The organism is Peribacillus sp. NPDC101480 (assembly GCF_050277335.1).
GTDB lineage: Bacteria > Bacillota > Bacilli > Bacillales > DSM-1321 > Peribacillus.
The window spans coordinates 552609-577511 of sequence record NZ_JBNNSB010000003.1 but is presented as its reverse complement, the minus strand read 5'-3'; the positions used below and the strand labels follow the sequence as shown (position 1 = coordinate 577511).

At 40.9% G+C, this 24903-nt stretch carries 26 protein-coding genes; 9 read left to right on the top strand and 17 right to left on the bottom strand.

Features of this window, described 5'->3' with window-relative positions; all coding sequences use genetic code 11:
- Nucleotides 1–2: 2 nt before the first annotated feature.
- Complete coding sequence (locus ACQKMF_RS14100) at nucleotides 3–881, bottom strand: LysR family transcriptional regulator (RefSeq protein ID WP_101223554.1); 879 nt, start codon at nucleotides 879–881, stop codon at nucleotides 3–5.
- Nucleotides 882–996: 115 nt separating this feature from the next.
- On the opposite strand from ACQKMF_RS14100, the gene ACQKMF_RS14095 reads away from it, so the two are divergent.
- Complete coding sequence (locus ACQKMF_RS14095) at nucleotides 997–2457, top strand: aldehyde dehydrogenase family protein (protein ID WP_427573715.1); 1461 nt, start codon at nucleotides 997–999, stop codon at nucleotides 2455–2457.
- A gap of 119 nt (nucleotides 2458–2576) precedes the next feature.
- Here ACQKMF_RS14095 and ACQKMF_RS14090 read toward each other — a convergent pair whose 3' ends face one another.
- The 3 genes from ACQKMF_RS14090 to ACQKMF_RS14080 all read right to left on the bottom strand — a co-directional run bounded on the left by ACQKMF_RS14090 (nucleotide 2577) and on the right by ACQKMF_RS14080 (nucleotide 6569).
- Nucleotides 2577–3101: a hypothetical protein gene (locus ACQKMF_RS14090; protein ID WP_191930761.1), complete on the bottom strand. Its 525-nt coding sequence runs from the start codon at nucleotides 3099–3101 to the stop codon at nucleotides 2577–2579.
- A 646-nt stretch (nucleotides 3102–3747) separates the two neighbouring features.
- Nucleotides 3748–4848: a CaiB/BaiF CoA transferase family protein gene (locus ACQKMF_RS14085; RefSeq protein ID WP_402943955.1), complete on the bottom strand. Its 1101-nt coding sequence runs from the start codon at nucleotides 4846–4848 to the stop codon at nucleotides 3748–3750.
- A gap of 239 nt (nucleotides 4849–5087) precedes the next feature.
- Nucleotides 5088–6569, bottom strand: coding sequence for an amino acid permease (locus ACQKMF_RS14080; protein WP_427573713.1), 1482 nt, complete (start codon nucleotides 6567–6569; stop codon nucleotides 5088–5090).
- Between the two features lie 443 nt (nucleotides 6570–7012).
- On the opposite strand from ACQKMF_RS14080, the gene ACQKMF_RS14075 reads away from it, so the two are divergent.
- Nucleotides 7013–8638: a M4 family metallopeptidase gene (locus tag ACQKMF_RS14075; protein WP_101223560.1), complete on the top strand. Its 1626-nt coding sequence runs from the start codon at nucleotides 7013–7015 to the stop codon at nucleotides 8636–8638.
- 273 nt (nucleotides 8639–8911) lie between these two features.
- A complete protein-coding gene (locus tag ACQKMF_RS14070) occupies nucleotides 8912–9313 on the top strand; it encodes an SET domain-containing protein (protein WP_034310428.1) in 402 nt (133 codons plus the stop codon).
- Nucleotides 9314–9490: 177 nt separating this feature from the next.
- Here ACQKMF_RS14070 and ACQKMF_RS14065 read toward each other — a convergent pair whose 3' ends face one another.
- Together ACQKMF_RS14065 and ACQKMF_RS14060 are read right to left on the bottom strand one after the other, a co-directional pair.
- On the bottom strand, nucleotides 9491–9679 hold the full coding sequence (locus ACQKMF_RS14065; RefSeq protein ID WP_260285626.1) for a hypothetical protein: 189 nt from the start codon (nucleotides 9677–9679) through the stop codon (nucleotides 9491–9493).
- 89 nt (nucleotides 9680–9768) lie between these two features.
- A complete protein-coding gene (locus tag ACQKMF_RS14060) occupies nucleotides 9769–11007 on the bottom strand; it encodes a glycoside hydrolase family 3 N-terminal domain-containing protein (RefSeq protein WP_402943946.1) in 1239 nt (412 codons plus the stop codon).
- 182 nt (nucleotides 11008–11189) lie between these two features.
- Here ACQKMF_RS14060 and ACQKMF_RS14055 point away from each other — a divergent pair, with 182 nt between their 5' ends.
- The gene (locus tag ACQKMF_RS14055) at nucleotides 11190–11543 is read left to right on the top strand and encodes a hypothetical protein (RefSeq protein ID WP_101223563.1); all 354 of its coding nucleotides are present in this window, start codon (nucleotides 11190–11192) and stop codon (nucleotides 11541–11543) included.
- A gap of 63 nt (nucleotides 11544–11606) precedes the next feature.
- Here the strand turns inward: ACQKMF_RS14055 and ACQKMF_RS14050 are convergent, their stop codons facing one another.
- Nucleotides 11607–12389 carry a TrmB family transcriptional regulator gene (locus ACQKMF_RS14050; protein ID WP_101223564.1) on the bottom strand — a complete coding sequence of 261 codons (783 nt, stop codon included), beginning with the start codon at nucleotides 12387–12389 and terminating at the stop codon, nucleotides 11607–11609.
- 214 nt (nucleotides 12390–12603) lie between these two features.
- Here ACQKMF_RS14050 and ACQKMF_RS14045 point away from each other — a divergent pair, with 214 nt between their 5' ends.
- Both ACQKMF_RS14045 and ACQKMF_RS14040 read left to right on the top strand, forming a co-directional pair.
- Nucleotides 12604–13374, top strand: a complete 771-nt coding sequence (locus ACQKMF_RS14045) for a sulfite exporter TauE/SafE family protein (protein WP_101223565.1) — start codon at nucleotides 12604–12606, stop codon at nucleotides 13372–13374.
- Nucleotides 13375–13480: 106 nt separating this feature from the next.
- The gene (locus tag ACQKMF_RS14040; protein WP_101223566.1) at nucleotides 13481–14419 is read left to right on the top strand and encodes an oxidoreductase; all 939 of its coding nucleotides are present in this window, start codon (nucleotides 13481–13483) and stop codon (nucleotides 14417–14419) included.
- A 74-nt stretch (nucleotides 14420–14493) separates the two neighbouring features.
- Here ACQKMF_RS14040 and ACQKMF_RS14035 read toward each other — a convergent pair whose 3' ends face one another.
- The gene (locus ACQKMF_RS14035; protein ID WP_264639729.1) at nucleotides 14494–14934 is read right to left on the bottom strand and encodes a peptidylprolyl isomerase; all 441 of its coding nucleotides are present in this window, start codon (nucleotides 14932–14934) and stop codon (nucleotides 14494–14496) included.
- Nucleotides 14935–15096: 162 nt separating this feature from the next.
- On the opposite strand from ACQKMF_RS14035, the gene ACQKMF_RS14030 reads away from it, so the two are divergent.
- Nucleotides 15097–16089: an NADPH:quinone oxidoreductase family protein gene (locus ACQKMF_RS14030; protein WP_101223567.1), complete on the top strand. Its 993-nt coding sequence runs from the start codon at nucleotides 15097–15099 to the stop codon at nucleotides 16087–16089.
- 37 nt (nucleotides 16090–16126) lie between these two features.
- On the opposite strand, the gene ACQKMF_RS14025 is transcribed toward ACQKMF_RS14030, so the two are convergent.
- The 3 genes from ACQKMF_RS14025 to ACQKMF_RS14015 all read right to left on the bottom strand — a co-directional run bounded on the left by ACQKMF_RS14025 (nucleotide 16127) and on the right by ACQKMF_RS14015 (nucleotide 18823).
- Entirely contained in the window at nucleotides 16127–17593 is a 1467-nt protein-coding gene (locus tag ACQKMF_RS14025; RefSeq protein WP_427573707.1) for a PAS domain-containing sensor histidine kinase, read from the bottom strand.
- A gap of 148 nt (nucleotides 17594–17741) precedes the next feature.
- Nucleotides 17742–18170 (bottom strand): cell wall hydrolase, encoded by a 429-nt coding sequence (locus ACQKMF_RS14020; protein ID WP_063234126.1) that lies wholly within the window; start codon nucleotides 18168–18170, stop codon nucleotides 17742–17744.
- A 383-nt stretch (nucleotides 18171–18553) separates the two neighbouring features.
- Nucleotides 18554–18823, bottom strand: coding sequence for a DUF1292 domain-containing protein (locus tag ACQKMF_RS14015; protein WP_101223569.1), 270 nt, complete (start codon nucleotides 18821–18823; stop codon nucleotides 18554–18556).
- Between the two features lie 321 nt (nucleotides 18824–19144).
- Between ACQKMF_RS14015 and ACQKMF_RS14010 the strand changes: the two genes are divergently transcribed.
- Both ACQKMF_RS14010 and ACQKMF_RS14005 read left to right on the top strand, forming a co-directional pair.
- The gene (locus ACQKMF_RS14010; RefSeq protein WP_230176238.1) at nucleotides 19145–19531 is read left to right on the top strand and encodes a VOC family protein; all 387 of its coding nucleotides are present in this window, start codon (nucleotides 19145–19147) and stop codon (nucleotides 19529–19531) included.
- A 174-nt stretch (nucleotides 19532–19705) separates the two neighbouring features.
- Nucleotides 19706–21349 (top strand): alkaline phosphatase, encoded by a 1644-nt coding sequence (locus ACQKMF_RS14005; RefSeq protein WP_427573770.1) that lies wholly within the window; start codon nucleotides 19706–19708, stop codon nucleotides 21347–21349.
- A gap of 337 nt (nucleotides 21350–21686) precedes the next feature.
- Here ACQKMF_RS14005 and rpsN read toward each other — a convergent pair whose 3' ends face one another.
- The 6 genes from rpsN to ACQKMF_RS13975 form a co-directional block, all read right to left on the bottom strand.
- Nucleotides 21687–21956 carry a 30S ribosomal protein S14 gene (rpsN, locus tag ACQKMF_RS14000; RefSeq protein ID WP_402943918.1) on the bottom strand — a complete coding sequence of 90 codons (270 nt, stop codon included), beginning with the start codon at nucleotides 21954–21956 and terminating at the stop codon, nucleotides 21687–21689.
- Between the two features lie 50 nt (nucleotides 21957–22006).
- Nucleotides 22007–22312, bottom strand: coding sequence for a hypothetical protein (locus ACQKMF_RS13995; RefSeq protein WP_402943915.1), 306 nt, complete (start codon nucleotides 22310–22312; stop codon nucleotides 22007–22009).
- Nucleotides 22313–22380: 68 nt separating this feature from the next.
- Complete coding sequence (gene rpmG, locus ACQKMF_RS13990; protein ID WP_034310390.1) at nucleotides 22381–22530, bottom strand: 50S ribosomal protein L33; 150 nt, start codon at nucleotides 22528–22530, stop codon at nucleotides 22381–22383.
- Between the two features lie 21 nt (nucleotides 22531–22551).
- Nucleotides 22552–23745 (bottom strand): GTP-binding protein, encoded by a 1194-nt coding sequence (locus tag ACQKMF_RS13985; RefSeq protein WP_427573703.1) that lies wholly within the window; start codon nucleotides 23743–23745, stop codon nucleotides 22552–22554.
- Between the two features lie 426 nt (nucleotides 23746–24171).
- Nucleotides 24172–24342 (bottom strand): hypothetical protein, encoded by a 171-nt coding sequence (locus tag ACQKMF_RS13980; protein ID WP_156500230.1) that lies wholly within the window; start codon nucleotides 24340–24342, stop codon nucleotides 24172–24174.
- Nucleotides 24343–24496: 154 nt separating this feature from the next.
- Complete coding sequence (locus tag ACQKMF_RS13975; RefSeq protein ID WP_170946990.1) at nucleotides 24497–24877, bottom strand: nucleotide excision repair endonuclease; 381 nt, start codon at nucleotides 24875–24877, stop codon at nucleotides 24497–24499.
- Nucleotides 24878–24903 lie beyond the last annotated feature (26 nt).

Genomic DNA, 24903 nt, shown 5'->3' with positions numbered 1-24903 from the left:
CTTCAAAACAGCTCAATAAAATGTTTTGCCGTTTTGGAAAGATAACGATCTTGTCTAAAAACCAAAGCTATATTCGATTGAATTGAAGAATCGATAATATCCAACACTTTCACTCCTTTTATAATATGAGGTGAAACAGCTGATTTCGGAACAATACTCGCCCCAACTCCAGCTGAAACCAGAGAGAGCAGAACATTTACATCATGGCATTCGCATAAAATATTTGGCTGTATTTCCCGTTTTTTAAATTCCTCGATAATTTCTTCGTAAATCCCTTGTCCTTTTTCCCTATGCACTAAAAGCAATGGGATATTTTCAATATCCTTTAAATGAACCCTACTCTTTGAAGTGAAACTGTCCCAAACCTCAGGTACAACAAAAACATTCGGCACTTGTCCTATGTTCAAAATGGAAAGACCCTTCATCTCGACAGGTAAATGAACAATGGCAAGTTCAATATCCTGATTCTCCAAATAATTACTTATTTCATATGGATCTCCTGCGAATATTTTAAAGGAAACGGAAGGATATTTTTTCTTAAAATCATTAATTTTATCAGGTAAATAAGACATATAGGCAAGTACGGAACCTACTGAAAGGGTACCTTTAATTCCCTCACCCGTTTCCTTCACTTCGAGCAAGGAGTCCTCGAAATATTGCAGCATATTCTTAGCCTTCTCGTAAAGTACCCTCCCAGCTTCGGTCAATTCCATACTTTTACCGTTCCTTTTTCGCTCAAGTAAAGTAGTCCCTAATTCTTCTTCCATAAGGCGGAGCTGCTGGCTTAATGGCGGCTGTGACATATTCAATTTTTTTGCTGCACGGGAAACCTGGCCTTCTTCTGCAAGAATAAGAAAATATCGTAATTGTCTAATATCCATTTTGGCACCTCTAATATATATGTAAAGCGTATATAAACTTAATTATATAGATATTTTAAATATGATACAAACAGCAGTAAAATATATTTGTTTACAATATAAAGGGGTGTTCAAAATGGAGAAATTCAAGGATCTAAACAAAAGCTTCATCAATGGGGAATGGATGGAAGGCTCAAGTCAACGCAAATATAATATTTTAAACCCATACAATAATGCCGTGATTTCAAATGTGAGCTTGGCTACATCAAAACAGCTCGAAGAATCATTTGAAATAGCAAAAAATGCTCAAAAAGGTTGGGCAAAAACATCAGCTGAAAAACGTCGTCAGGTCCTGCTTAAAGTTGGTGAATTCCTACAGGAAAACCGGAATGAAATCGTTGAAATGATTTCCCGTGAAACGGGTGGATCGCTTATTAAAGCAAATGTTGAATTTCAGCTTACTATGGAAATAGTCGAAGAATCTACTAACATGGTGGATGAAATATATCAAATGCATGAGGTTCCGTCAGCTATAGATCATAAAGTCAATCATATACATCGACTGCCACTAGGAGTTATTTCTTCAATATCTCCGTTTAATTTTCCGATGAACTTGTCAATGAGAACCATCGCACCAGCCATTGCATTAGGAAATGCAGTCGTTCACAAACCGGACGTTCAAGTTGGATTTACTGGAGGAATCATCATTGCTGCAGCATTTGAATATGCCGGTCTTCCAATAGGCGTCTTTAATATGATCCTAACTGACCTGGAAGAAATCGGTGATGGCATGCTGACAAACCCGATCCCCAAATTAATCAGCTTCACAGGTTCTACTCCTGTAGGACAGCACATCGGGGCCATTGCAGGGAAAAACCTAAAACGAGTTGCGCTGGAGCTCGGCGGTAATAATCCTTTCATTGTATTATCTGATGCAGATGTGGACCGTGCCGTTGATGCTGCAATTTTTGGGAAGTACATTCACCAAGGACAGATTTGTATGTGCATTAACCGCATAATCGTGCATAAAGACCTTTACGAAGAATTTACTGCAAAATTCGTTGAACGTGCAAAAGCTCTTCCATTTGGTGACCAATTAGATCCTAAAACAATCATTGGACCACTTGTGAACGAGCGTCAATTAGAAAAGGTACAACAAATCATCGAGGAAACTAAAGCTGCTGGGGTCAATGTAGCACTTGAGGGAGAACGCATTGGCAATGTACTGACACCAACTATTTTCCGGGATGTACAGAACTCGGATAAAATCGCACAAACAGAAATGTTTTCCCCTGTCGTGTCCATCATTCAAACAGAAACAGATGAAGAAGCCATTGATATCGCCAATGACACCATTTATGGTTTAAGCTCGGCTATCTTCACTTCTGATCTGGAAAAGGGCGAACGCTTGGGGTTGCAAATCGACAGCGGAATGACACACATCAATGATCAAACCGTTAATGATGGAACGAACATACCATTCGGCGGGAACAAAATGAGTGGTTTAGGCAGATTCGGAAGCCCATGGATTGTCGAAGAATTCACTGTTACGAAATGGATTTCCCTTCAAACACAATATCGTGAATATCCATTTTAACCATTAAATCATCAGGCATCTGATACAACCTTTTAGGATGTATACAGATGCCTTTTTTCAGTAATTACGTACTAAGGAAAGGTCACAAAAAAAAGAACGGCCACCAGCACGTCCCCTTTTTACTTGCAGCTATCATCATCATCCATTTTTTTCACAAATATATCATCCGTCACCCTATCTTCCAGCTTGTTCCTCAAGGCCAATTCCGCAGCCTTCCCGTCACTAGGCGATCCGTCCGCGAAATACATCGGAAACAAGGAGAAAAACATAATATAGAAAGAAAAATAGATAAATTGATACCAGATTACCGAGCTGTCCAGGATATTCTGATACACTAAGCTATATATGATCAGCATGCTGACCAAATTAAAGATAGACCCGCCTAAATATATAAGCGTATTCGTCAATCGATTATCATGTTTCAATCCCTTGAACTCGCAAGTCCCATTCCAAAAATAATATTTCCTCACCTCTATGTTCCGAAAGGCGAAAAGTTTATTACCACAACCGATCAATATTTTCTTTTCTGATCCCCCAAAGATCGTAACAAAGAAAATATGCCCGCTCAAATGTATCAGCGTAACGATCGGCATGATCAAAAAAAAGGAAAATAGAAATTTAATGATATCAGAGAGACCAAACATGTTTTATCACCCCTCCTTACCAGAGCATTATCAGGATGCTACTCTGATACCCTGCCCACACTAGTTATAACTAGTAAATTTTCACAGTGGTAATATGTTGCTTTCCACAACTGATAGGAGGATAATTTGTCCTCTTCTGCTTAATCCGGCCTTCCACCGATTAATTCGACCTATCTCCTGCTTTATTCGACCTTTCATAAATTAATTCGACCTTCCTCCTGCTTTATTCGACCTTTCATCAATTAATTCAACCTATCTCCGCTTTATTCGGCCTTCCATCAATTAATTCGACCTTCCTCCTGCTTTATTCGACCTTTCATCAATTAATTCGACCTTCCTCCTGCTTTATTCGACCTTTCATCGATTAATTCGACCTATCTCCTGCTTTATTCGACCTTCTACCCATTAATTCGACCTATCTCCTGCTTTATTCGGCCTTCCATCAATTAATTCGACCTTCCTCCTGCTTTATTCGGCCTTCCATCAATTAATTCGACCTATCTCCTGCTTTATTCGACCTATCTCCTGCTTTATTCGACCTTTCATCAATTAATTCGACCTATCTCCTGCTTTATTCGGCCTTCAAAAAAAACAGGCTATCTCCTTCCCAAAAATTCCGGAAAAGTGATAGCCTTTACATCTTTATTTAGCGATTGGGGGTGCGAAGAATTTCTGCGTTGTTTTGTCCTGGCCTCAAGCCAGCATGTTTATATTCAGGGGTGAAAACCGATGTTTTGATTGGACAGGCGATTTGCTTCTGGACATTTCCTTTTCCGTCAGGTACCTCGACGATCATTCCCCTCTCCTTCAATTGGGGGTGTTCGGCCGCTTCGGTGAAGGTCAGCACTGGTTCTGCACAGGCCTCGAAATCAGCGAATATTCCCTGCCATTCTTGAAAATCTCTTTCAAGGAAAGCAAGTCGGATGGCCGTTTTAAACCTGATTCCGCTATCTTCATCGCTATTCATGCTCAGTTCATATAATTCGGGTGCACCGATCGCTTCACATAATGCTTTTCGAAAAGGGGGCTCAAGGCTTCCTACCGAAAAATGACGTCCATCTTTCGTTTCGTAAAAGTCATAAAAGGACCCTCCGTTCAACATCAGTTTTTCTGGTTCAAGCTCGAGGCCCCCTTGTAAATTCAAAGGTGCGGATATGGCATTCAAGGCAAAGCTGCAATCGGTCATGCTGATGTCGATGGCTTGGCCGAATCCCGTTCTTTCCCTGTGAATGACTGCAGATAATATACCGATAACAGCATGCAATGAGCCTCCGGCAAGATCTGCTATTTGGGTTCCGTTTTTTGCCGGTCCGCCCTTTTTCGTACCGGAATAGCCTGATAAGCCTGCAATCGAAATATAATTGATATCATGTCCCGGTCGGTCTTTATAGGGACCAGTCTGGCCGAAGCCCGTGATGGAACAGTAAATCAGCTTTGGATTGATCGATTTTAATGCCTCATACCCCAGTCCCAGACGTTCCATTACACCTGGACGGAATTGTTCAATGACGATATCGTATTCCTTCACTAGGTTTTTTACGGATTCGATTGACTCAGATTGTTTTAAATCCAGTGTAATCGACTTCTTCGATCTGTTAAGATATTGGTTCACACCCCATGAATCCTTTGCTCCCGGCCTCTCTACCTTCAAAACATCCGCTCCTAAATCCGCTAGCATCAAAGTGGCAAATGGGCCTGGCAGTAACGTTGAAAAGTCCAATACTTTTAAATGAGTCAATAAGGTCATCAGCCGTGCACCTTCCCTTTCCATTGAAAATATTAAAAGCTTTCCGCGTCGCTCTGTAAATTCAATTTAGCAGAGATTACGATTATCATATAACACCTCTCATCAGATATGTATAAATTTCCATTTAACAAAAATAAAAAGCTAGGAATCAGTTTCCTAGCTTTTTGATAATGAGCCTAACAAGTAAAAGCCGGACAATTCAATACTGCATTGTCCGGCTGATTTCACTTTAAGGTTGTTCATTCATATTTTTTGTCAAAGTCAAATTCGACTTCATCAAGTTTAACGAATTTAGTTTTTCTTATTAGTTTATAGCCAAACCATAGACCAAGGAAAAGCGGGATTCCCAGATATGCAGCTATAACACTGCCCCAATCGATCTGGTCTGAGAAAAAGGCTTGGATATTTTGGGACAGGATGACGATCATGCCAATTAATATGGCAAAGATCGGACCTATCGGGAACCATAATGCCTTATATGGCAGCTTCTCCAATGAATGGCCTTGAGCGATGAATGCTTTCCGGAAACGGTAATGGCTGATGGATATGCCCAGCCAAAAGATGAATCCTGTAATTCCAATGGCATTCATTAACCAAATATACACTTTACCATCACCGAATACGGAGGCTAAAAAGGCAAGCATGCCAATGGAACATGTCAAAATCATGCCTGCAACCGGTACTCCGCGTTTATTAAGTTTTGCAAAAATACGCGGTGCTTGCCCATCTTTTGCCATAGAATATAACATACGCGTAGATGCATATAGACTGGAGTTACCTGCAGATAATACTGCTGTTAAAATGACGGCATTCATAAGCGAAGCAGCAAATGCAACTCCAGCTTTTTCAAAAATGAGCGTGAATGGACTTACCATGACGTTATCGCCTTGTAAACTTGGATTCGTATAAGGGATAAGCAGTCCTATTACGAAGATTGCAAATACGTAAAAGAGCAGGATTCTCCAGAATACACTTTTAATGGCCTTCGGTATATTCCTTGCTGGATCTTCACTCTCACCGGCAGCCACACCGACAATTTCAGTACCTTGAAAAGAAAAGCCAGCAGCTATGAATACAATGAAAACACCCATGAACCCACCCGGGAAAGGGGCCTCATCGACGGTGAAGTTTTTAAAGCCTACCGCTTCGCCGCCCATAATGCCGATGATCATTAGCAGCCCGACGATTATAAAAATAACGATGGCCGTGACTTTTATGAAGGAAAACCAGTATTCCCCTTCACCATATCCTTTAACGGATAAATAGTTCAATAGGAAAATGAGCACCAAGAATGATGAACTCCACAACAATGATGGACTATTCGGAAACCAGAATTTCATGATCATTGTCGAGGCCGCCAACTCTGCCGCTATCGTCATCGACCAATTGAACCAATAAGTCCATCCCAAGGCAAACCCAAATGCCGGATCGACGAATTTCGATCCATAGGTACTGAATGAGCCGCTTGTCGGCATGAATGCTGCCAGTTCCCCTAAGCTCGTCATCACAAAGTACACCATTGCCCCAACTAAGGCATAAGCAAGTAATGCGCCGCCTGGTCCAGCTGTATGAATGGCTGCCCCGCTGCTGAGGAACAGCCCGGTGCCAATAGCCCCGCCAATGGAAATCATCGTTAAATGGCGGGATTTTAAACCGCGCTTTAGTTCTTGTCCTTCTTGCTGTGGAGGATGCAAGATGTCATGTTCTTGTTTTGGTATCATAAATTTTCATCCCTTTCTATATAAGCGCTTTCATATATGGAGAAATCCATTTGATAAATTTTCCTATTTCATAGACTTTCAAATAGACCTAATTTACAATTCGAATTCCTTTTCTGAATATATGCAATTTTCATGCCAAGTTTATAAAACGCAATATTCAACAAATCATCAAAAAAATCGCCTTAAATAGACAAATTTTTTTGCACTTTACGCCATGTTTTTTTGCACATTATGCCATGTTTTTTTGCACATTTATTCATTTGGTTTAATTTAAACACATTCCAAATATTACTAAAAGAATATATTCAAAGAATATTTCTATCAAAATCCATTTTTCTCCATTTTATTCCTTTAAATGTCATATTTTTTGCGAGTTTTCTCCATTTGATAATAATTATGAAACGATGTAAAAATGAGGTATTCTCATGAAGGAGTTGAGTGTTATGAAAGGTAAGGTATTTTTAGGAACTGCACTATCCATCGGTCTATTATTTTCTGCTATTCCCAATCAAGAAGCTTTAGCGGCAAAAAATGTGTTAAGTGTTGAAAAGTACAATAAGCATAAGGATTCGCTAGAATACAAGTCTGGGAAACTTACGGATCCCTCAAAGCAAACGGCAGAAGATATCATTCTTACCTTTTTTGATGAAAACAAAAAGTCTTACAAGCTAGAAAAGCAAAAGGCGAAAGACTCCTTCACGATCGAGAAAGAAAGCAAGGATGAACTGGGCAATACCGTCCTTAGATTGCAACAAACCTATAAAGGCGTACCTGTATGGAATTCCACACAAGCAGTATTGATTGATGCTAAAGGTGTGTTGACCGTCGTGTCCGGTACGGTTGAAGCCAATCTAAACACGAAATTAGGGAAAAAGGCTAAAAAAGGCATCAGTGAATCCGAAGCTATCAAAATAGCTGAAGCGGATCTAGGGTTCACACCTGCCTACGAACAATCACCTGAATCTGACCTATATGTATATGCAAATGAAGGCAAGGCCGATTATGTATATAAAGTCAATTTGAAATTCTTAAGTCCGGAACCAGGAAATCATAATTATTTCATTTCAGTCAAAACGGGTAAAATCCTGAATAAATATAATACACTGGATGAAGTAACGGGGACCAACTCCGTCGGAACGGGCACTGGCGTCTTAAACAATACGGTGTCGCTGAACACTACCTTATCCAACGGTCAATACTACTTACAAGACAATACACGCGGTAAAGGCATCTACACGTATAATGCCAATAACCGTTCAAGATTGCCTGGTACGCTCTTTTCAAACACAACAAATGCATTTACTGCTTCTGCCGATAAAGCTGCGGTGGATGCCCATTATTATGCGGGTAAAACCTATGATTATTACAAATCCACGTTTGGCCGGAACTCCTATGATGGTAATGGAACCATCCTGAAATCAACCGTCCATTATGGCTCAAGATACAATAATGCTTTCTGGGATGGCACCCAAATGGTTTACGGTGATGGAGATGGCACGACGTTCATCCCATTGTCCGGCGGGCTCGATGTCGTTGCGCATGAACTGACTCATGCCGTCACTTCCTCGGAATCGAACCTTACCTATCAATATGAATCCGGTGCTTTGAATGAAGCGATATCTGATATTTTTGGCACCGTTGTGGAATTTAAGAATCAAAGTGCAAAAGCCGATTATTTGGTCGGGGAAGATATTTACACACCTAACATTTCCGGTGATGCACTCCGCTCGATGGCTAATCCAACATTGAATGGTGACCCTGACCATTATTCGAACCGTTATACAGGAACGGGTGATAATGGCGGAGTCCACACGAACAGCGGAATCATTAATAAGGCAGCTTATTTAATCTCTGCAGGCGGAACCCACCATGGCGTGAGTGTATCCGGAATCGGCATCGATAAACTAGGAACCATCTTTTACAGGGCAAATACAACATATTTAACTTCCTCATCGACTTTTTCACAAGCCAGAGCGGCGGTCATACAATCGGCCTCTGATTTATACGGTTCAAGCAGTGCAGAAGTCACGGCCGTCAAAAATGCCTTTACAGCTGTCGGTGTGAATTAAGAGATTTACCTTTATGATAAACACCTCCCTAGCTTCACCTCTAGCGGAGGTGTTTTTTCTTATGCTGGCTACCCCGATCATTTCAGCAGTTCGCTGCCTTCTTTCGGCCTTAATGTTTGGAATTCCGTCCTTTGGTACGGGGAGAACCTCAATAAAAACAATCTTGTCGTTTGCTAAAAATGATTAATTCCGTAAAATAGTTGCTTTTCTTCTTATTAACTGTCAAGCTTAGATAATCTGGACTATATTGAATAGAACAAGTAGGTGACGAACATGATTGAAGTTAAAACTTCCACACTCAGTGATGGTGAGTTCAATAGAGGCGTATTCGCAACACGAGATATTAAAAAAGGTGAGCTTTTACATGAGGCACCTGTCATTGCATATCCAAACGAGGAGCATGTTTTCATAGAGAAGACATTGCTGGCTGACTATGCGTTTGAATATGGAATAAACCATACTGCCATGCTTTTAGGCTATGGCATGCTGTTTAATCATTCTTATACACCCAACGCTACGTATGACATAAACTTCAAGAATCATACGTTTGATTTCTTTGCTTACACCGACATAAAGGCAGGAGAAGAAATCCTGATTAATTATAATGGTGAAGTCGATAATGAGGATCCGCTTTGGTTCAATAAAGAAAATGATGGTGAAGATGAAGCTGAATGATCATTGATCATTCATGAAAGCACTTGTACTTTTTAAAACCTGTCCAAGGTTTTTCGAAAGTATAAGTGCTTTTCCTTTTTCCTTTCACCGGCTTGATGAATTCACTGCTGGATTTTAAAAAGATCATACGCAATAAATAAAGCCCCATTAAGAATAACTTAATGGGGTCATTTCACCTTAACGTACGGATGGGTTACTTGATTTTGTTTTGGTTATTGATTGGAATTGGCCCTTAACCTTATCAATGGTTTCGGGTGTAGCTAGGGATTTTATTTGACTCATCGTTTTTTCACGGGTTTTCTTATTGCGCATTAAAAATGCAGCTGCTCCTATCAGGACGGTTCCAAGCATTTTGTTTGATGGCATGTTAGTTTCCTCCTTCAAGTTAGTCCTATATAGTATTCCCTCTATGGACTGATTTAAACAAAAGCATACTTGGGAGAGCGATTTCGCTTTTATTTATCCTTGCTCAGGCTTTCGATAAACTTTAGGCTTTCGGGATTTTTCACGACTTTTTCAGCTTCATCCGGATCAGCTTTCGTTAGCTTCATATTGTAAAGTTTATATGTCAGCACTCTTTTCACTGACTCGTCAATTCTATCCATTGGAACTTCCCCTGCTTTTACTGCTCGCAGTAATCCGTTATATACTTCAAGCTCATGGGCATATTCATGACAGACAAGTAATAAGTCAGCTCCTGCAAGAATTGCCTGCTTCCCCATCTCTTCATAAGAGAAATACTTGTTCACAGCACCCATTTCCAAATCATCTGTAACGACAAGTCCTTCATATTTGAGTTTCCCCCGAAGCAGGTCTTCGATGATGATTTTAGAAAGGCTCGCTGGTTTTTCTTTATCATAGGCTGGATATTTAATGTGGGTCACCATCACGAAAAAATTTTGGTTATCCAGTTCACTTATGATTTGCTTGAAAGGATAAATATCAGAATTTTCCAGATCAAGTTGGTTTGCCTCCACGGATGATGTTTCGACATGCGGATCGATTTCGCTGCGTCCGTTTCCAGGAAAGTGCTTCAATGCACCAGTTATCGATACATCGTTCAAGCCTTGAATGGCTTTCTTTCCGTATTGATACACCTTTTCCGGATCTTGTCCCAATGAACGCTTATCCGTTTTCGATAGATCAAGAACAGGGGCAAAATTAATGTTAATCCCCATGGAGCCCAGTTCTGTACCATTCAATTTGGCCACTTTGTACACGTCTGTAACGGATGCATTATTTCCAAGGTCCTGTTGTGCAGGGAGGGGCGATACCCGTTCCTTCATCCGAATGATGTCCCCTCCTTCCTGATCGATGGCAACCATCAACGGGAGTGAATGGGTACTTTGATTGGCCATTTGCTGAAGCGAATTGGATAACCTGGCCACTTGTTTAGGGGATTTCATATTGCGGTCAAAATAAATGACGCCCCCTATATGTTTTTGTTCGATAAGCTCCGTAATTTCACTGCTCTTTTCGGTTCCCTTGAAACCGACCATCATAAGCTGTCCGATTTTTTCTTCAAGCGTCATTTTTTTTAGCAATTTTTCTATTCTTTCATGGTTATCCGCACCGGCTTCTTTCCCTTTTTCCGCTCTGTAATTCACATCCATATTCAACTGAATGAACACCACTGTAAAAGTGAGGATTGCGATGAGGAAAAGACCCCAATATATATTTTTTTTATTCTTCATGCTTTGACCTTCATTGACATTTTCTCTGTCCTTCCTTGATAGCCCTTTTATTGATTTTGCTGTACACATCTTAATCATGTTCATAAAGTGACAATTCTATATCATCATTGCTGATTTTTTTGAATAAAGCATTAGCCGCGTACCATACTACAAACATAGCCTAAATAAAAGGAGATGCCCCCATGAACGGAATCTTGAAGAATATTGCCGTCACCTTCAGTCATGCAGTCGATTATGCAAAAGAAAAAATAACGGCCTTTACAGGATCAACTTCTGTTACGATAGCGGAATTGAGTGAGCACATCATCAATCAGCCTGAAACAAAACTAATCAGGAAAAACCTTTTAGGTATACCTTTTTCTTTTTATCATTTACAAAAAGAAGACGTTACGTACTATTTGGAAATGAAAAGCTCACAGGTTCTCCAGTTGGATGTTCAAGCGCATAATCATCCGATTGTGTCTTACAGGTCTTATCGAGATAAATCCAGCTTGCCCACGGCCATTAGGTTTCCTAAAACCCTTTTATCCGAATGACTTCGTTACAAAAATAAAAAAGCTGATATCCCCTGCATATGGGGTTATCAGCTTTTTTCAATCTTATAGGGAGAAAAAACGGTCTCTTTCACTTGAAATCCATTTCTCTGCATCTTCTTCATCCTTTTTAACCAACCGGTTAACGAGGATATCATGCCAAATGTAATTTTCGAGAAAATTGATATGAATGGGATCATCTGTGTAGAACGCGGTTTCCCTCGTTTCGGGCGAAGGGCCGTAAATCGTCTCCTTGCCATCGATGGATAAAATGAACCATTTGTTTTCTCCGATATTTTCCACATAGCTTGTTTTGCGATGTATATCTATACCTGATAATGGGTTTTCAACCTGAAATGCAATCCCCTTTAGAGTGCAATGCGCGGCGACCCCTTTTAGCTCTTGTTCAAGTTTTTCATACATCTCGTCCCATAAGGAAACCACCACCCTTTTCTCGGCTTTGTGAATCAAAGTACGGCAGAAGGATAGGATGTGCCCTTCACCCTTAAGCGTCATTACACGATTGTCGGACATCGGTTCGATTTTCTCGAATTGCTTTAGTGTATGACTGATGGATTGATAGGTATTGTTCCATTTTGATTGAACCGATTCCAAAAAAACATCGACTGGCAGCGGTGAATATTTTATCGAGTCATTGATTTCCTCTTTTAAGACGATTCCTTCTTCTTGCAGTCCATTTAATATCTCATAGATGCGGGCCCTCGGAATTCCTGATTCCTTGCTTACTTGATAGGCACTGGCTGGGCCTTGGCGAACCAAAGAAACATAAGCCTTTGCTTCATATTGACTAAACCCGAGAGACTGTAGTTTTTGAATGATATCTTGCATAGTACCTCCTAGTGCTTTTAGTAAGTTATATGCCTATCATACCAAATCTCTTATCGAAATCTATTTCGAATTCAAATCGGCATGACTCATAATATTCTTATTTACAGAATGGTTTCGATTAGTTACTATCTAAATAGTGACTAATAAAAACGGCTTATGGCTTCTGCAAAACAAGCAATCCAGCCTGACTGCCATTGATACGGAGGCTTCTTAGATGGAAGATATACAAATTTCAACACTTTTGCTGCTGATGTTTTTCGGATTTTTGGCAGCATTCATTGATTCTGTGGTCGGCGGCGGCGGCCTGATTTCGATACCCGCTTTATTATTTTCAGGACTTTCCCCGTCAGCAGCGATCGCAACGAATAAGTTAGCAAGTTCCATGGGGTCTTTAACAAGTACCATTGCCTTCATTCGCTCAGGTAAGGTTGATTTCAAATTGGTTTCCAAACTTTTCCCATTGATTTTCATAGGTTCCCTGCTAGGAGCTTGGGTTGTCAATTTCGTCTCGCCTGAATTATTAAAGCCAATGATCTTGGTTCTATTAATAGCTATTGCCATTTATACCTTTTTTAAAAAGGACTGGGGCCAGAAATCGACTTACCATAAACTCACATGGCAAAAGGCTGCACTATTTGCGTTCGCTATATTTGCGATTGGTTTTTATGATGGGTTTTTGGGCGCTGGAACGGGATCTTTCATTTTGTTTGCCTTTTTAATGATTGGCTTTGATTTTTTGCACTCTGCAGGAAATGCAAAATTTTTGAACTTCGGAAGTAATTTGGCAGCACTGATCATGTTCATATTCCTTGATACCGTCAATTTTTCCTATGGAATACCGATGGGGATCTCCATGATAGCAGGAGCGTTGGCCGGTTCTAAATTTGCTATTAAAAAGGGAGTGGCCTATGTAAGAGTATTATTTATCATAATAACTGTCATTCTGATCATGAAAAATATAATGGATTACTTAATGGGCGGCTAATTTTTAAAAAAATAGAATTCAGCACCTGATTCCCGCCACAGTATGTGACATATAGGAATTATTTGGGTATATGATAGGTATAGACTGTGTGGAAAGGTGTGGTTGGATGATTGAAAAGTGGAATGGCGAAGAAATGGCAGATGCATCAGGGCAAACCATTGTGATTACTGGTGCCAATAGTGGGCTTGGCTTCGAAACGGCTTTTGCACTGGCGGGTAAGGGGGCAGAAATCATCCTTGCTGTCCGGAATGCTTCAAAGGGAGAAAAGGCGGTCGATAGAATCCTAGGGGTCCACCCTAAGGCGAATGTACGCGTGATGCAGCTGGATTTAAGTGATTTAAGCAGCATTCGGCATTTTGCCGATTCCTTTCAGGAAAACTATGACTCACTCTCCGTCCTCATCAATAATGCAGGTGTGATGATTCCGCCATACAGTAAGACGAAGGATGGTTTCGAGCTGCAATTCGGCAGCAATCATCTCGGTCATTTTGCTTTGACAGGTCTCCTTCTTCCGCTAATCCTTTCTACGCCAAAATCGCGTGTGGTCACATTGAGCAGCTTGGCCGCCATCAATGGATATATAGACTTCGAAAACTTAAATGGTGAAAACGGTTATAAACCAATGAAATACTATGGGCAAAGCAAACTGGCCAATCTACTCTTCGCCCGTGAATTACAGAACAAATTCACCCAGCATGGTGCAAGTCAGATCAGTGTTGCCTGTCATCCGGGCCTTTCCCATACTAATCTCATGTCACGCGGATCTGGCAAACCCATAAATAGATTCGTGCACTTTCTTTCGAAAACCATCACCCAGCCGGCAAGTATGGGAGCATTGCCTACCCTTTATGCCGCAACGGAGCCTACATTAACAGGCGGGGAGTACATCGGACCCGATGGAAAGAAGAGCAGAAAAGGCTTTCCTAGAAAAGACGATATCATCGATACCTTATATAATGAAGAAACTTCTAAAAGATTATGGGATATTTCAGAAACCTTGACAGAGGTCAAATATCGTTTCACTGTAAGCATCACACCAAAATGACTCTATATTTCCCCTGTTTTTTCATGAACGGTGCAAAAAAAAGAGGGAGCATAATGCCCCCTCTTTTCGCTTCATCATTCAGCGTCAAAAACTTCGACTTTTTCCATTTTATCGCCATTTTTCATAGCTTTGGCTGTTTCTAATCCAGATGTCACTTTACCGAATACTGTGTGAACACCGTTAAGATGCGGTTGTGGTTCGTGCACGATAAAGAATTGGCTTGAGCCTGTATCTTTTCCGGCATGTGCCATTGATAGGCTTCCAGCCTCATGTTTGTGAGGGTTTCCTTCTGTTTCACATTTGATTTGCGTGCCGCTTCCGCCTGCGCCTGTACCTGTTGGATCTCCGCCTTGGCTTACGAAACCAGGGATTACACGGTGAAAGACCACACCATTATAAAATCCTGTGTTTGCCAAGTTTTCGAAGTTAGCCACTGTGTTCGGTGCTTCGTTCGGGAAAAGGTCGAATTCGATTTTTTCCCCATTTCCCATAAGTATGTATCCTTTTTTAGCCATGTAAAACATCTCCTTTAATATGAACTGAATCAAATCTTATAGTACCACTTTTAGAAGCAGAAAGAAAAGCAAGCGCTACTTATTTCGAATTGTATCATTATACATTCCTATATTTTTTCTTTTATAATGGAGTAGATTCATTATTATAAGGGGGAATGTACCATGATTCAGCAATTTGATGCTTTAGTCGTGAACAAGCAAGATGATCAATTCACCGTTAACATTCAGAAACTATCACTTGATGATCTACCTCAAGGCGAAGTGCTCATCCGCGTTCATTATTCCGGTGTGAACTATAAAGATAGCCTTGCAGCCATTCCGAACGGAAACATCGTCAGCAGCTATCCGATCGTTCCGGGCATTGATATGGCTGGTGTAGTCGTTTCATCTGAGGATTCCCGCTTTAAAGAAGGAGACGAAGTCATTGCGACCTCCTATGGGATTGGCGTTTCCCAATCAGGAGGCTATAGTCAGTTTGCCCGTGTTCCTGCAGAGTGGATCGTCCCGTTACCTGATGGCCTTACAATGAAAGAGGCGATGATCATCGGAACGGCCGGTTTCACTGCAGCACTATCGGTTCTGCGATTGGAGGAAAATAACCTCACTCCTGAGCAAGGGAGCGTTCTCGTCACTGGTGCAACTGGCGGGGTTGGCAGTTTCGCTGTCTCGATCCTTTCCAAACTTGGCTATTCCGTTGAGGCGAGTACAGGAAAAGAATCGGAACATGGATACTTGAAGAAAATCGGTGCGGCGACCATTGTATCACGAGAAGATGTATATGATGGCAAGCTGCGGGCACTGGGCAAGCAAAAGTGGAGCGGCGCGGTAGATCCCGTCGGCGGTGAACCGTTAGCATCGGTCCTTAGCCAAATCAAGTATGGCGGAGCTGTAGCGGTCAGTGGATTGACAGCTGGTACAAGCCTTCCTTCCACCGTCTTTCCTTTCATCCTAAGAGGGGTTAATCTTCTTGGGATCGATTCGGTCAATTGCCCGATGGATACAAGATTGAAAGTTTGGCATCGTCTTGCCACCGATTTTAAACTCGAGCATTTAGAACAGCTCATTCAACAGGAAATTACACTTGAAGAATTGCCTGACGTCCTTCCTACCCTATTAAAAGGGGAAGCAAGAGGCAGAACGATCGTTAAGCTATAATCCAAAAAGTGACGAGAGCATGGCTTCTCGTCACTTTTCATTGTGAACTTTCATTGATAGGGAGACTGATATCTACAATCGTCCCTTCTCCCACTTCGCTGCTGAAATGAATTTCCCCGTTATGCTCATGGATGATTTTAGTGCTGACCATGAGCCCAAACCCTGTTCCTTTTTCAGAAGTGCTATAAAAAGGCTGGCCTAGATGCTTCATGCGCTCATTTGAGATTCCGCAGCCTTGATCAATGAACCGGATCATTGCAGAGTCACCTTCTTGGTTTAACTCTATATGAAGTTTGCCGCCATTCGGCATGGCTTCTATCGCATTATTGACGACATTCGTGAATACTTGTTTTAACTGATTCGGCTCGCCAAAGACAGATGCCGAATCCGTATTATATTCCTTGATGACTTCGACATCATTCAATATCGCTTGAAACTCAGCTAACGTAATTACACTATCCAATATATCGTTAAGCTGAATGAATTCACAAACCTTCGCTTCAGGCTCTGCTAAACTTAAAAACTCATTGGCCAGGTTTTCGATTTTTTCTACTTCACTGACCATCATTTCAAGATAGTCCTTTTGCTCAGGATCTTCCCTTAATAATTGTAAAAATCCTTTCACCGTAGTTAATGGATTTCTTATTTCATGTGCGATTCCCGCAGCCATCTGTCCTACCGCCGATAACATATTGGATTTACAGAGCAGCTCTTCGGTCTTTTTACGCTCCGTAATATCCCTGCAAAATACCTGTATGGCCGGTTGACCTTTATATATAATCGGAAGACCGAGTGTTTCTCCATAAAATACTTGGCCGTCAAGTCGGATGAACTTTTGTTCCAGTAAACCAACAGCCTGATGATCGTCCCTCATGATCTCGATTCTTTTTTGTACACTTTCCCGGGACTCCAGGTGAACGAACTGAAAAACCGATTTACCGATAATATCTTCGACACTATCCATCCCAAGCATTTTTGCCCCCATGGGATTCATGTACTCTATTATCCCATTGCGATGTACAAAAATCGCTTCAGGTGACACTTCAACTAAACTGCGATACCTTTGCTCACTTTCCTTCAAGGCAGCTTCAGCAAGTTTTTGATTCGTGATGTCCCGATAAACGAAAACGAGGGCACACGTCTCATTTTCATCATTACGGATATTGAACAGGGAAATGCTTACATCGATTAACTGGCCATCCTTCCTTAACCTGACCGTTTCAAAGCCTTTCCTTTGTATCCCTGCCTTAATCTGGTCATGCAATTCATTGACTGACTCCTTCAAGAAATCCGGAATAATTGGAAACGGCATGCCTATGAGCTCATCATTCGTCCAACCGAAAAACTCTTCAAAAGCTGCATTCACTTGAAGGGTCTTTCCTTCCAGATCAACAATGGAAATGGCGTCCGGGTTGTTCTCCATGAAAGACTTAAATTTCTCGGTATTATCCTTCGTCTGTTCCCCCATTTGCCCTTGTCCATAATTAATAAGCCTTTTACTCATCAATTTTTTTATTCCTTTCTTATCCGGAAATTTACAGTCTCAATTTTACAGTATCAGTAAATCATTTGCCAGTTTTATCATAATGCTTTATCCAAGTTAAGGATTGATGCACAAAGAGGCCAAACCACCATAAGGTTCAGCCTCTTTCTTAAAATGTATTATAAATATTTGGACATTCTGTACCTGTTGGTTCATAAAAGCAATGAAGCTTGAAACGTCCAACCAGGGGCTGATTATACCAGGTGGCCGGACAATCTCCCGGTGGCCTGAAGTACCATAGGCTAAATTTCGAGGGCCAAATCCTTTCACCATTTACACTGCGGCGTGCAAGTCTTTTTTCCCTGTCCCTTGCCCGCTGATAAAAATACCCCTTCTGTACAGCTTCAAAAGCATGCTCCTGATAGATCATGTCTGGAATCGTCCTCAGCCCTTTGAAATCGGAACAATTCGATCTAATCCGATTGACCCCTACATTACCGATCATCAACATGCCCTGATCACCTTCTCCCTCGCCTTCCGCCCTAAGCAATCTTGCCAATAAGGCTATATCGGCATCAGTGTGCTTTACAACGGCCATTCCATCACCTCCACTTTTTTTATCCTATGCCTCGCAGATGGAAAAATACTCCGTTTATTAACAAAATCTTCATACGAGATACACGTCCTATCAATAATACAACCCTATACTTAAGTAAGGCTGGATAGCACGCGTGGCTATCATGGTATTTGGCGAAGGCGGGGCCAATACTTTCTTTATACATATAAAAAAGGCAACACATAATGTGCGTCTCGGACTGTAGACAAACTCGATGAAATTCGAGTTTATCTACAGTTTTTTAAAGGTTTGTACAATTTGCCTTCAGGCCCTCGCTTAACTCAAAAAGGTTGCGGAATGGTGTCATTCCGCAACCTTTTGTCTGCAAACTGAGGCCGCACACATTGTGCAGTCCTTTTATCTTGTCATTCTTTCGATTCAAATGCCGATTCAAACGCCAATGATACCTTTTCGAACTCTTCATCCGATTCGATATCGAGCAGTTCACCTTCGCCTTCGACCCTGAAAAAGAAAATATCGATATCTTCATCTGTATCCTCTTCAATATCTTCTAGCAAACCTACTGCAACATATTCCGTTCCTTCTACATCCAATGAACCTAAAACCTCAACTTCATGACCTTCATCACTGTCATCAGTAAGGGTGAAAATTTCACCTTCACGAATTTTTCCCATACTACCTCTCCTCTCATATCCATTAATAATGGAGTTGTTTCCATAGTATATCTACTAATCCATTTAGAAACAAATTTTTGCCCTGGAAAATGTTAAATTTCATTCTTACATGAAAAGAATCAATCAATAGATATTATGGAAGAAAACTATTATCCCATAAGCTATTTATCATTTTTCATTATTTACCAATACTTTCCCTTTATTAACATCATTTAAAAAATTATCTAAAAACGGCTATAAAAATGTAATTTAATTCCGAATAATCTTATATATACTAATATTAGCAAATTGAATCTGGATTTAATGAAGGAGGAAGATTTCTTGGCTGTTAAGAGGGTCGATCACGTTGGCGTTGTTGTAAAAGATCTTGAAAAATCCATCGCCTTTTATCAAGATGTGCTTGAATTAAAATTAAAAGCACGCATGACTCATACTAATGGGGTAATCGAACTGGCATTCCTCGGTTACGAAGAGTCTGACGAAACAGAAATAGAATTGATTCAGGGATATAGCGACACACTGCCATCCGAAGCAACGATCCACCATTTTGCCATTACCGTGGATGATATCGAAGGTGAATATGCCCGGATCAAAAGCTTGGATAACACCGAGCTGATTGATGAAGAGATCGTCACCCTTCCAAATGGTTATCGCTATTTCTACGTTTATGGACCGGAAAAAGAGTGGATTGAATTTTTCCAAAGGTAAAAAGCATACTAAAAAAGCAGAGTCTTAGAGACTTCTGCTTTTTTAACGCTTCTTCAGTATTTTAGCAAAATTTACAGATAAAAAACCTTTCTTTACTTAACTGAAGTAATTTCTTAATATTCTGCATTTATCCTAAAAGTAATAATATTTTTGGAGGTATGCATTTTGGGGAAAATGACCAAAAAGGTAGCAGGAATTACGTTAGCGGGCGCGGTAGCCATTTCATCACTGGGTATTTCAACTATGAAGGAAGATGTTCAGGCCAAAGACAAGAAAAAAGAACCAACAAACGTCATCATGATGGTGATGGATGGGACAAGTACAGGAGCCACAACCCTTTCAAGGTGGTATAAAGGCGGTAATCTAGCCATGGACGAAATGCTGTCTGGCGGCATGCGTACATATTCTGCTGAATCGGCCATTACAGACTCAGCTCCTGCAGCAACAGCGCTTGCGACAGGAAATAAATCCAATGATAAATTTGTCGGTGTCCTGCCAGCCGTCGTTAATTCTCCAGGGCTCGATCCGGTTAATCCGAAAAATGCCCATAAACCAGTCGCTAACGTTTTGGAGGGTGCGAAACAAGCCGGAAAGGCTACTGGAATCATTTCTACATCTGAAATCCAGCATGCTACACCCGCAGGCTTCTCCGCTCACGTGACACATCGAAGCAATTATGGTGATATTGCGGAACAGCAGGTTTATCAGGGGATTGACGTCGTTTTGGGAGGGGGCAAGGAATCCCTTTTACCTGGTAAAACAAAAAATGCAAGAATTGATGGAGAAAACCTTTTGGAAGTGCTTGATGAAGACAAGTATGATTTTGTTGAAACCCGTGCCGAGCTGTTAAACTCTAAATCGAATAAAATTTGGGGTAGCTTTGCACCAAGTGCACTGGCATATGATTTTGATCGTGAAACAACAAAGCCAAGTGAGCCCACTTTGGCTGAAATGACCAACAAAGCCCTTAAAACCTTGAAAAAAGATAAAGATGGCTTCTTCTTATTTGTCGAAGGAAGCAAGATTGACTGGGCTGCTCACGGAAACGACACGATTGGAATGATTAGTGATACTTTAGCTTTTGATGATGCCGTGAACGAAGCCCTTAAGTTTGCAAAAAATGACGGAAACACGATGGTCATTGCTGTAACGGACCATGGGAACAGCGGAATTACAATGGGTAACGTAAACACGAACTCCTCCTACCCGGAAACTCCCGTATCAGCCTATATCGATCCATTAAAGAAAGCGAAGATGACTGTTGAAGGAGCTTTAAGTAAGTTAAAACCAGATCATTCCAATCTAAAAGAAGTTGCAGCACTGTATGGACTTGATGATCTGACTTCTGAAGAAACAGCAAAACTTACCTCTTCTAAAAACATAGGTACTGAAATGACAAAGCTGCTTGCTAACCGTGCCAACATTGGCTTTACAACAGGCGGTCATACAGGGGAAGACGTATTCCTGTATTCTTATGGCCCTTCAAAACCGACTGGATTAGTGGAGAATACAGACCTCGCTAAAAAAATGGCCGCATTCATGGGCTTTGATTTACAAAAATTATCGAATAAACTATACATGAATGCTAAAGATTCCTTTGAGAAAAAAGGATATTCAACCCGTATTGATGTTACAGACCCGAATAACCCGGTTTTCGTAGCGAAAAAGGGGCAGCAAAAAGTAGAGTTGCCTGCAAATAAGAATATCGTTATCAGCAAGACCCCTAAATCCACTAAGCAAAAGGAAATAAATGCCATAACTGTTTACAACGGAAAAGACTTCTATATATCTGAACAAGCATTAAAGGCAGTCAAGTAAGCAACACTTTTGAATGGGAAGGAGCCCATGTTTTTAACAAGGGCTCCTCAGACTGTAAACAAATTAATTAAAGTCCCAGTTGATTTAAGAAATCCGCTCCCTTTCCGCCGACTGTCTGCCAAGCCTCCTCACCGCAAGCGGCTGTGGGGTCTCGGCTAGCCAGTTATTCGGCAGGAGTGTCGCCAATTTCTTCAATCTAATGAGGTTTCATCCGTATAAACAAGGAAAAAGCACTACACTGCCCTTTATTCGGACTCCATACCCCTTTTGTCGCCAAACTGAGGAGCCCTTGTTAACAAGGGCTCCTTTTCTAATGAATGATTTAGAACTCCCTGCTTCACCAGCTTGACTTTTTGACACCCGGCAGTTGCCCTTTATGAGCAAGTTCCCTAAAAACGATACGTGACATGTTGAATTTGCGCATATATCCACGGGGCCTTCCCGTCACTCCACAACGATTGTGAACTCTTGTCGGCGAAGAGTCACGAGGGAGTTTGGCCAATGCGTCATAATCCCCTTTCTCCTTCAATTCCTTTCTAAGTTTTGCATACTTTTCGACCATTACCAGCTGTTTTTCTGCTTTTATCACCTTGGATTTTTTCGCCATTTTAATTCTCCTTTTTTAATAATCTTGATTTTATTAAATCTATAAACTATTCACAATTCGTTCCGCTGCCTGTCTTGCTCCCGATATATTCCTCGAAATCGGTCCCATTTCAATTTGTTCCAGTCTTCCTTTTCCACATACTTCTGCAGGCTGAATGGATTCACATCCAGATGGTGGACGGATGGAGAACGTAAATATGGCATTGAAATGACTTCCGTACAATGCTTCCATCTTGCCAATGGCTCTTCATTTCTATCAACAATCGCAAGCTGGTCCACTGTTGTTTTTCCTGACTTAAGTAAAAATGCAGCCATCGTGATACCTTGAATGCCTCCGCCAATAATGATCCATTCCAACTGAACTTCCCTCCTTTTATATCCATCTCCTTCAATAAAACATAATCATTACGATTTAAACCTTAAAATTACTTCGTTTCTCGGTGAAGCGTATGTTTCTTTAATCGCGGGCAGTACTTCTTCAATTCGATCCTGTCCGGGTTATTCCGCTTGTTTTTCGTTGTGATATAATTGCGGTCCCCTGATTCTGTGCATGCTAATGTAATGTTTACTCTCATTTTTATTTCCTCCTAAAGTTTTTAATGAACGCTTTCCGTAAATGCAGGCAATCGATCTTCATACAAAGACCAATCCTGCAGCAACTCTTTTTCCGTCAATAAGCATTGATCTAATTCAGCTTCTATTTTCTGTTGATTTATTTGAATTCCAATCATCACCAATTCCGTCATCCTGTCACCGTATACTTCATTCCACCGTTCCAATAATTCAGGCGCTTCCTTTAAAATTTGGCGCTGTTCTTCCTCAGGGTATGCTGCGATCCATTTACCGGCGGCTTGTAAAGTTAATGACGGTCCTGCCTGCGATAGCAAGCCTGCCGTATCATTTCTCGATGCCAGCCAAAGGAAGCCCTTTGCCCTCACCACTTGTACGGGCCAATTTTCTAACCACTCCATCAGCCTCTCGGGATGAAACGGTATTTTCCTTCTGTAAACGAAGGATGAAATCCCATACTCCAGGGTCTCTGGGATATGCTCTTCATTCAATTCCTTTATCCAGCCCGCTCCTTGGCTTGCCTCTTCAAAATCAAATAAATGTGTATTCAATACATCCTTTAGCGGCACCTTGGAATGATTTGTTTCAATGATCCTTGCATCCGCATTCATTTTATGAAGAACCGCCTTTAATTCCTCAACAGCGTCATCATCCATTAAATCGATTTTATTTAACAGGATGACATTGGCGAACTCTATCTGATCTATTAGTAGATCGACCACTTCCCTGCCATCGGCAGCATCAGTTGCCTGAATCCTGTCAATAAGTGTTTCTCCGGAAGTGAAGTCTTGCCAAAAGTTATACCCATCAACAACGGTGACCATCGTATCAAGCCGGCAATATAACGATAAATCAATTCCCATGCCTTCATCAACATAGGTGAAGGTCTGGGCTACAGGTACCGGTTCGCTTATCCCGGTCGATTCAATCACGATGTAATCAATGTCCCCTTGTTTCGCCAATTTCTCCACTTCAATCATCAAATCCTCACGAAGCGTGCAGCAAATGCAGCCATTCTGCATTTCCACCAGTTTTTCATCGGCCCGGGTAAACCCTCCCTGTTTGACTAGTGAAGCATCAATATTGATTTCACTCATATCATTAACGATGACGGCAACCTTCAGGTCATTCCGATTTTCAAGAATATGATTCAAAAGCGTCGTCTTTCCCGCCCCAAGGTATCCACTCAATACCGTAACCGGAATTTTCTTCATCTCCATCCATACCACTCCTTTACCTGTTTTCTTTTCTGTTTGTAAACCAAAATGATTACGATTTAAACGCCGAAGCCATCACCCATATAAAAACACTCTCTAATAATAAAACGTAATCATTACTATTTGCAAGTTTTTTTCAAAATTGCCTCCGAATACTTTTTCTGAACAAATGTAATCACTATTGCTCCGACACCTGCAGCATGTGCAATCAAGGATAAACGAAAGGTACTGACATTCTTAATGAAACTAAAACAAAAATCAAATGGAAGCCCAATCACACATAACTTCATGTGTAATGAACCTCCATTGCAGTTTTATCTTTTATTGTACTTCCTTATTGCAAGCTGCTGTTCATCAACAACGTCCCAATATACAATACATTTTTCTTTTTCTTTGTTGTAATTCGAAAAAAATTATTGGTTACTGAGCTTATTCCGCCATTTCCCACCCTGAAGATGTTACTGTCTTTTGTTCAAAAGTTTCAATCTCTCTCTGTTTCGCCAGCTTAGAAGCTTGTGACATGGACCACGTTAAATTCCCAAAGGCAATCACTGTCCCGATCGAGATAACTAACACCTTTTTACAAAGTATTTTCTTCAATAGCTTCCTCCTGAGAATGTATTGGAATACTCTAAATATAAACCAACATTGTTAATCTAACATGTAGCTGCTGTAAATGTACGAAATTATTTCTGTACATATATAAACACAAAAAAGCTGAGTGCATATGCAGTCAGCTTTTCATAGGTGGTTCTTATTTATAAAACACTTTGTCGACGTTGTATTTAGCATGAAGCTTATTGATCATGTACGTTTCATAGATTTCACGTTCCATAGCGTCTTCGACTAAAAGAATGTCAATTTTCTTGACTTCATTACGATGCTCTTTAATCGGAGAAACATTATCCTCAAAATGCTTCTTGACCCTTGGTCTTAATTTACGGGCTTTACCGACAAAAATCAGTTCATCATTCTCATTGTAAAACAAGATGATGCCGCCTTTATCACGGGGAATCAAATGAAAATCGATAAACCCGTAAATTTCAGGAATGACAGCTTCGTCTCCTTCTATAACTTGCTTTCTTTGTTTGATGCTTATATCCGCTGCAGGGATTTCAATTTTAATCATTACAATTCACGTCCTCTATTTGTATAAAGTGA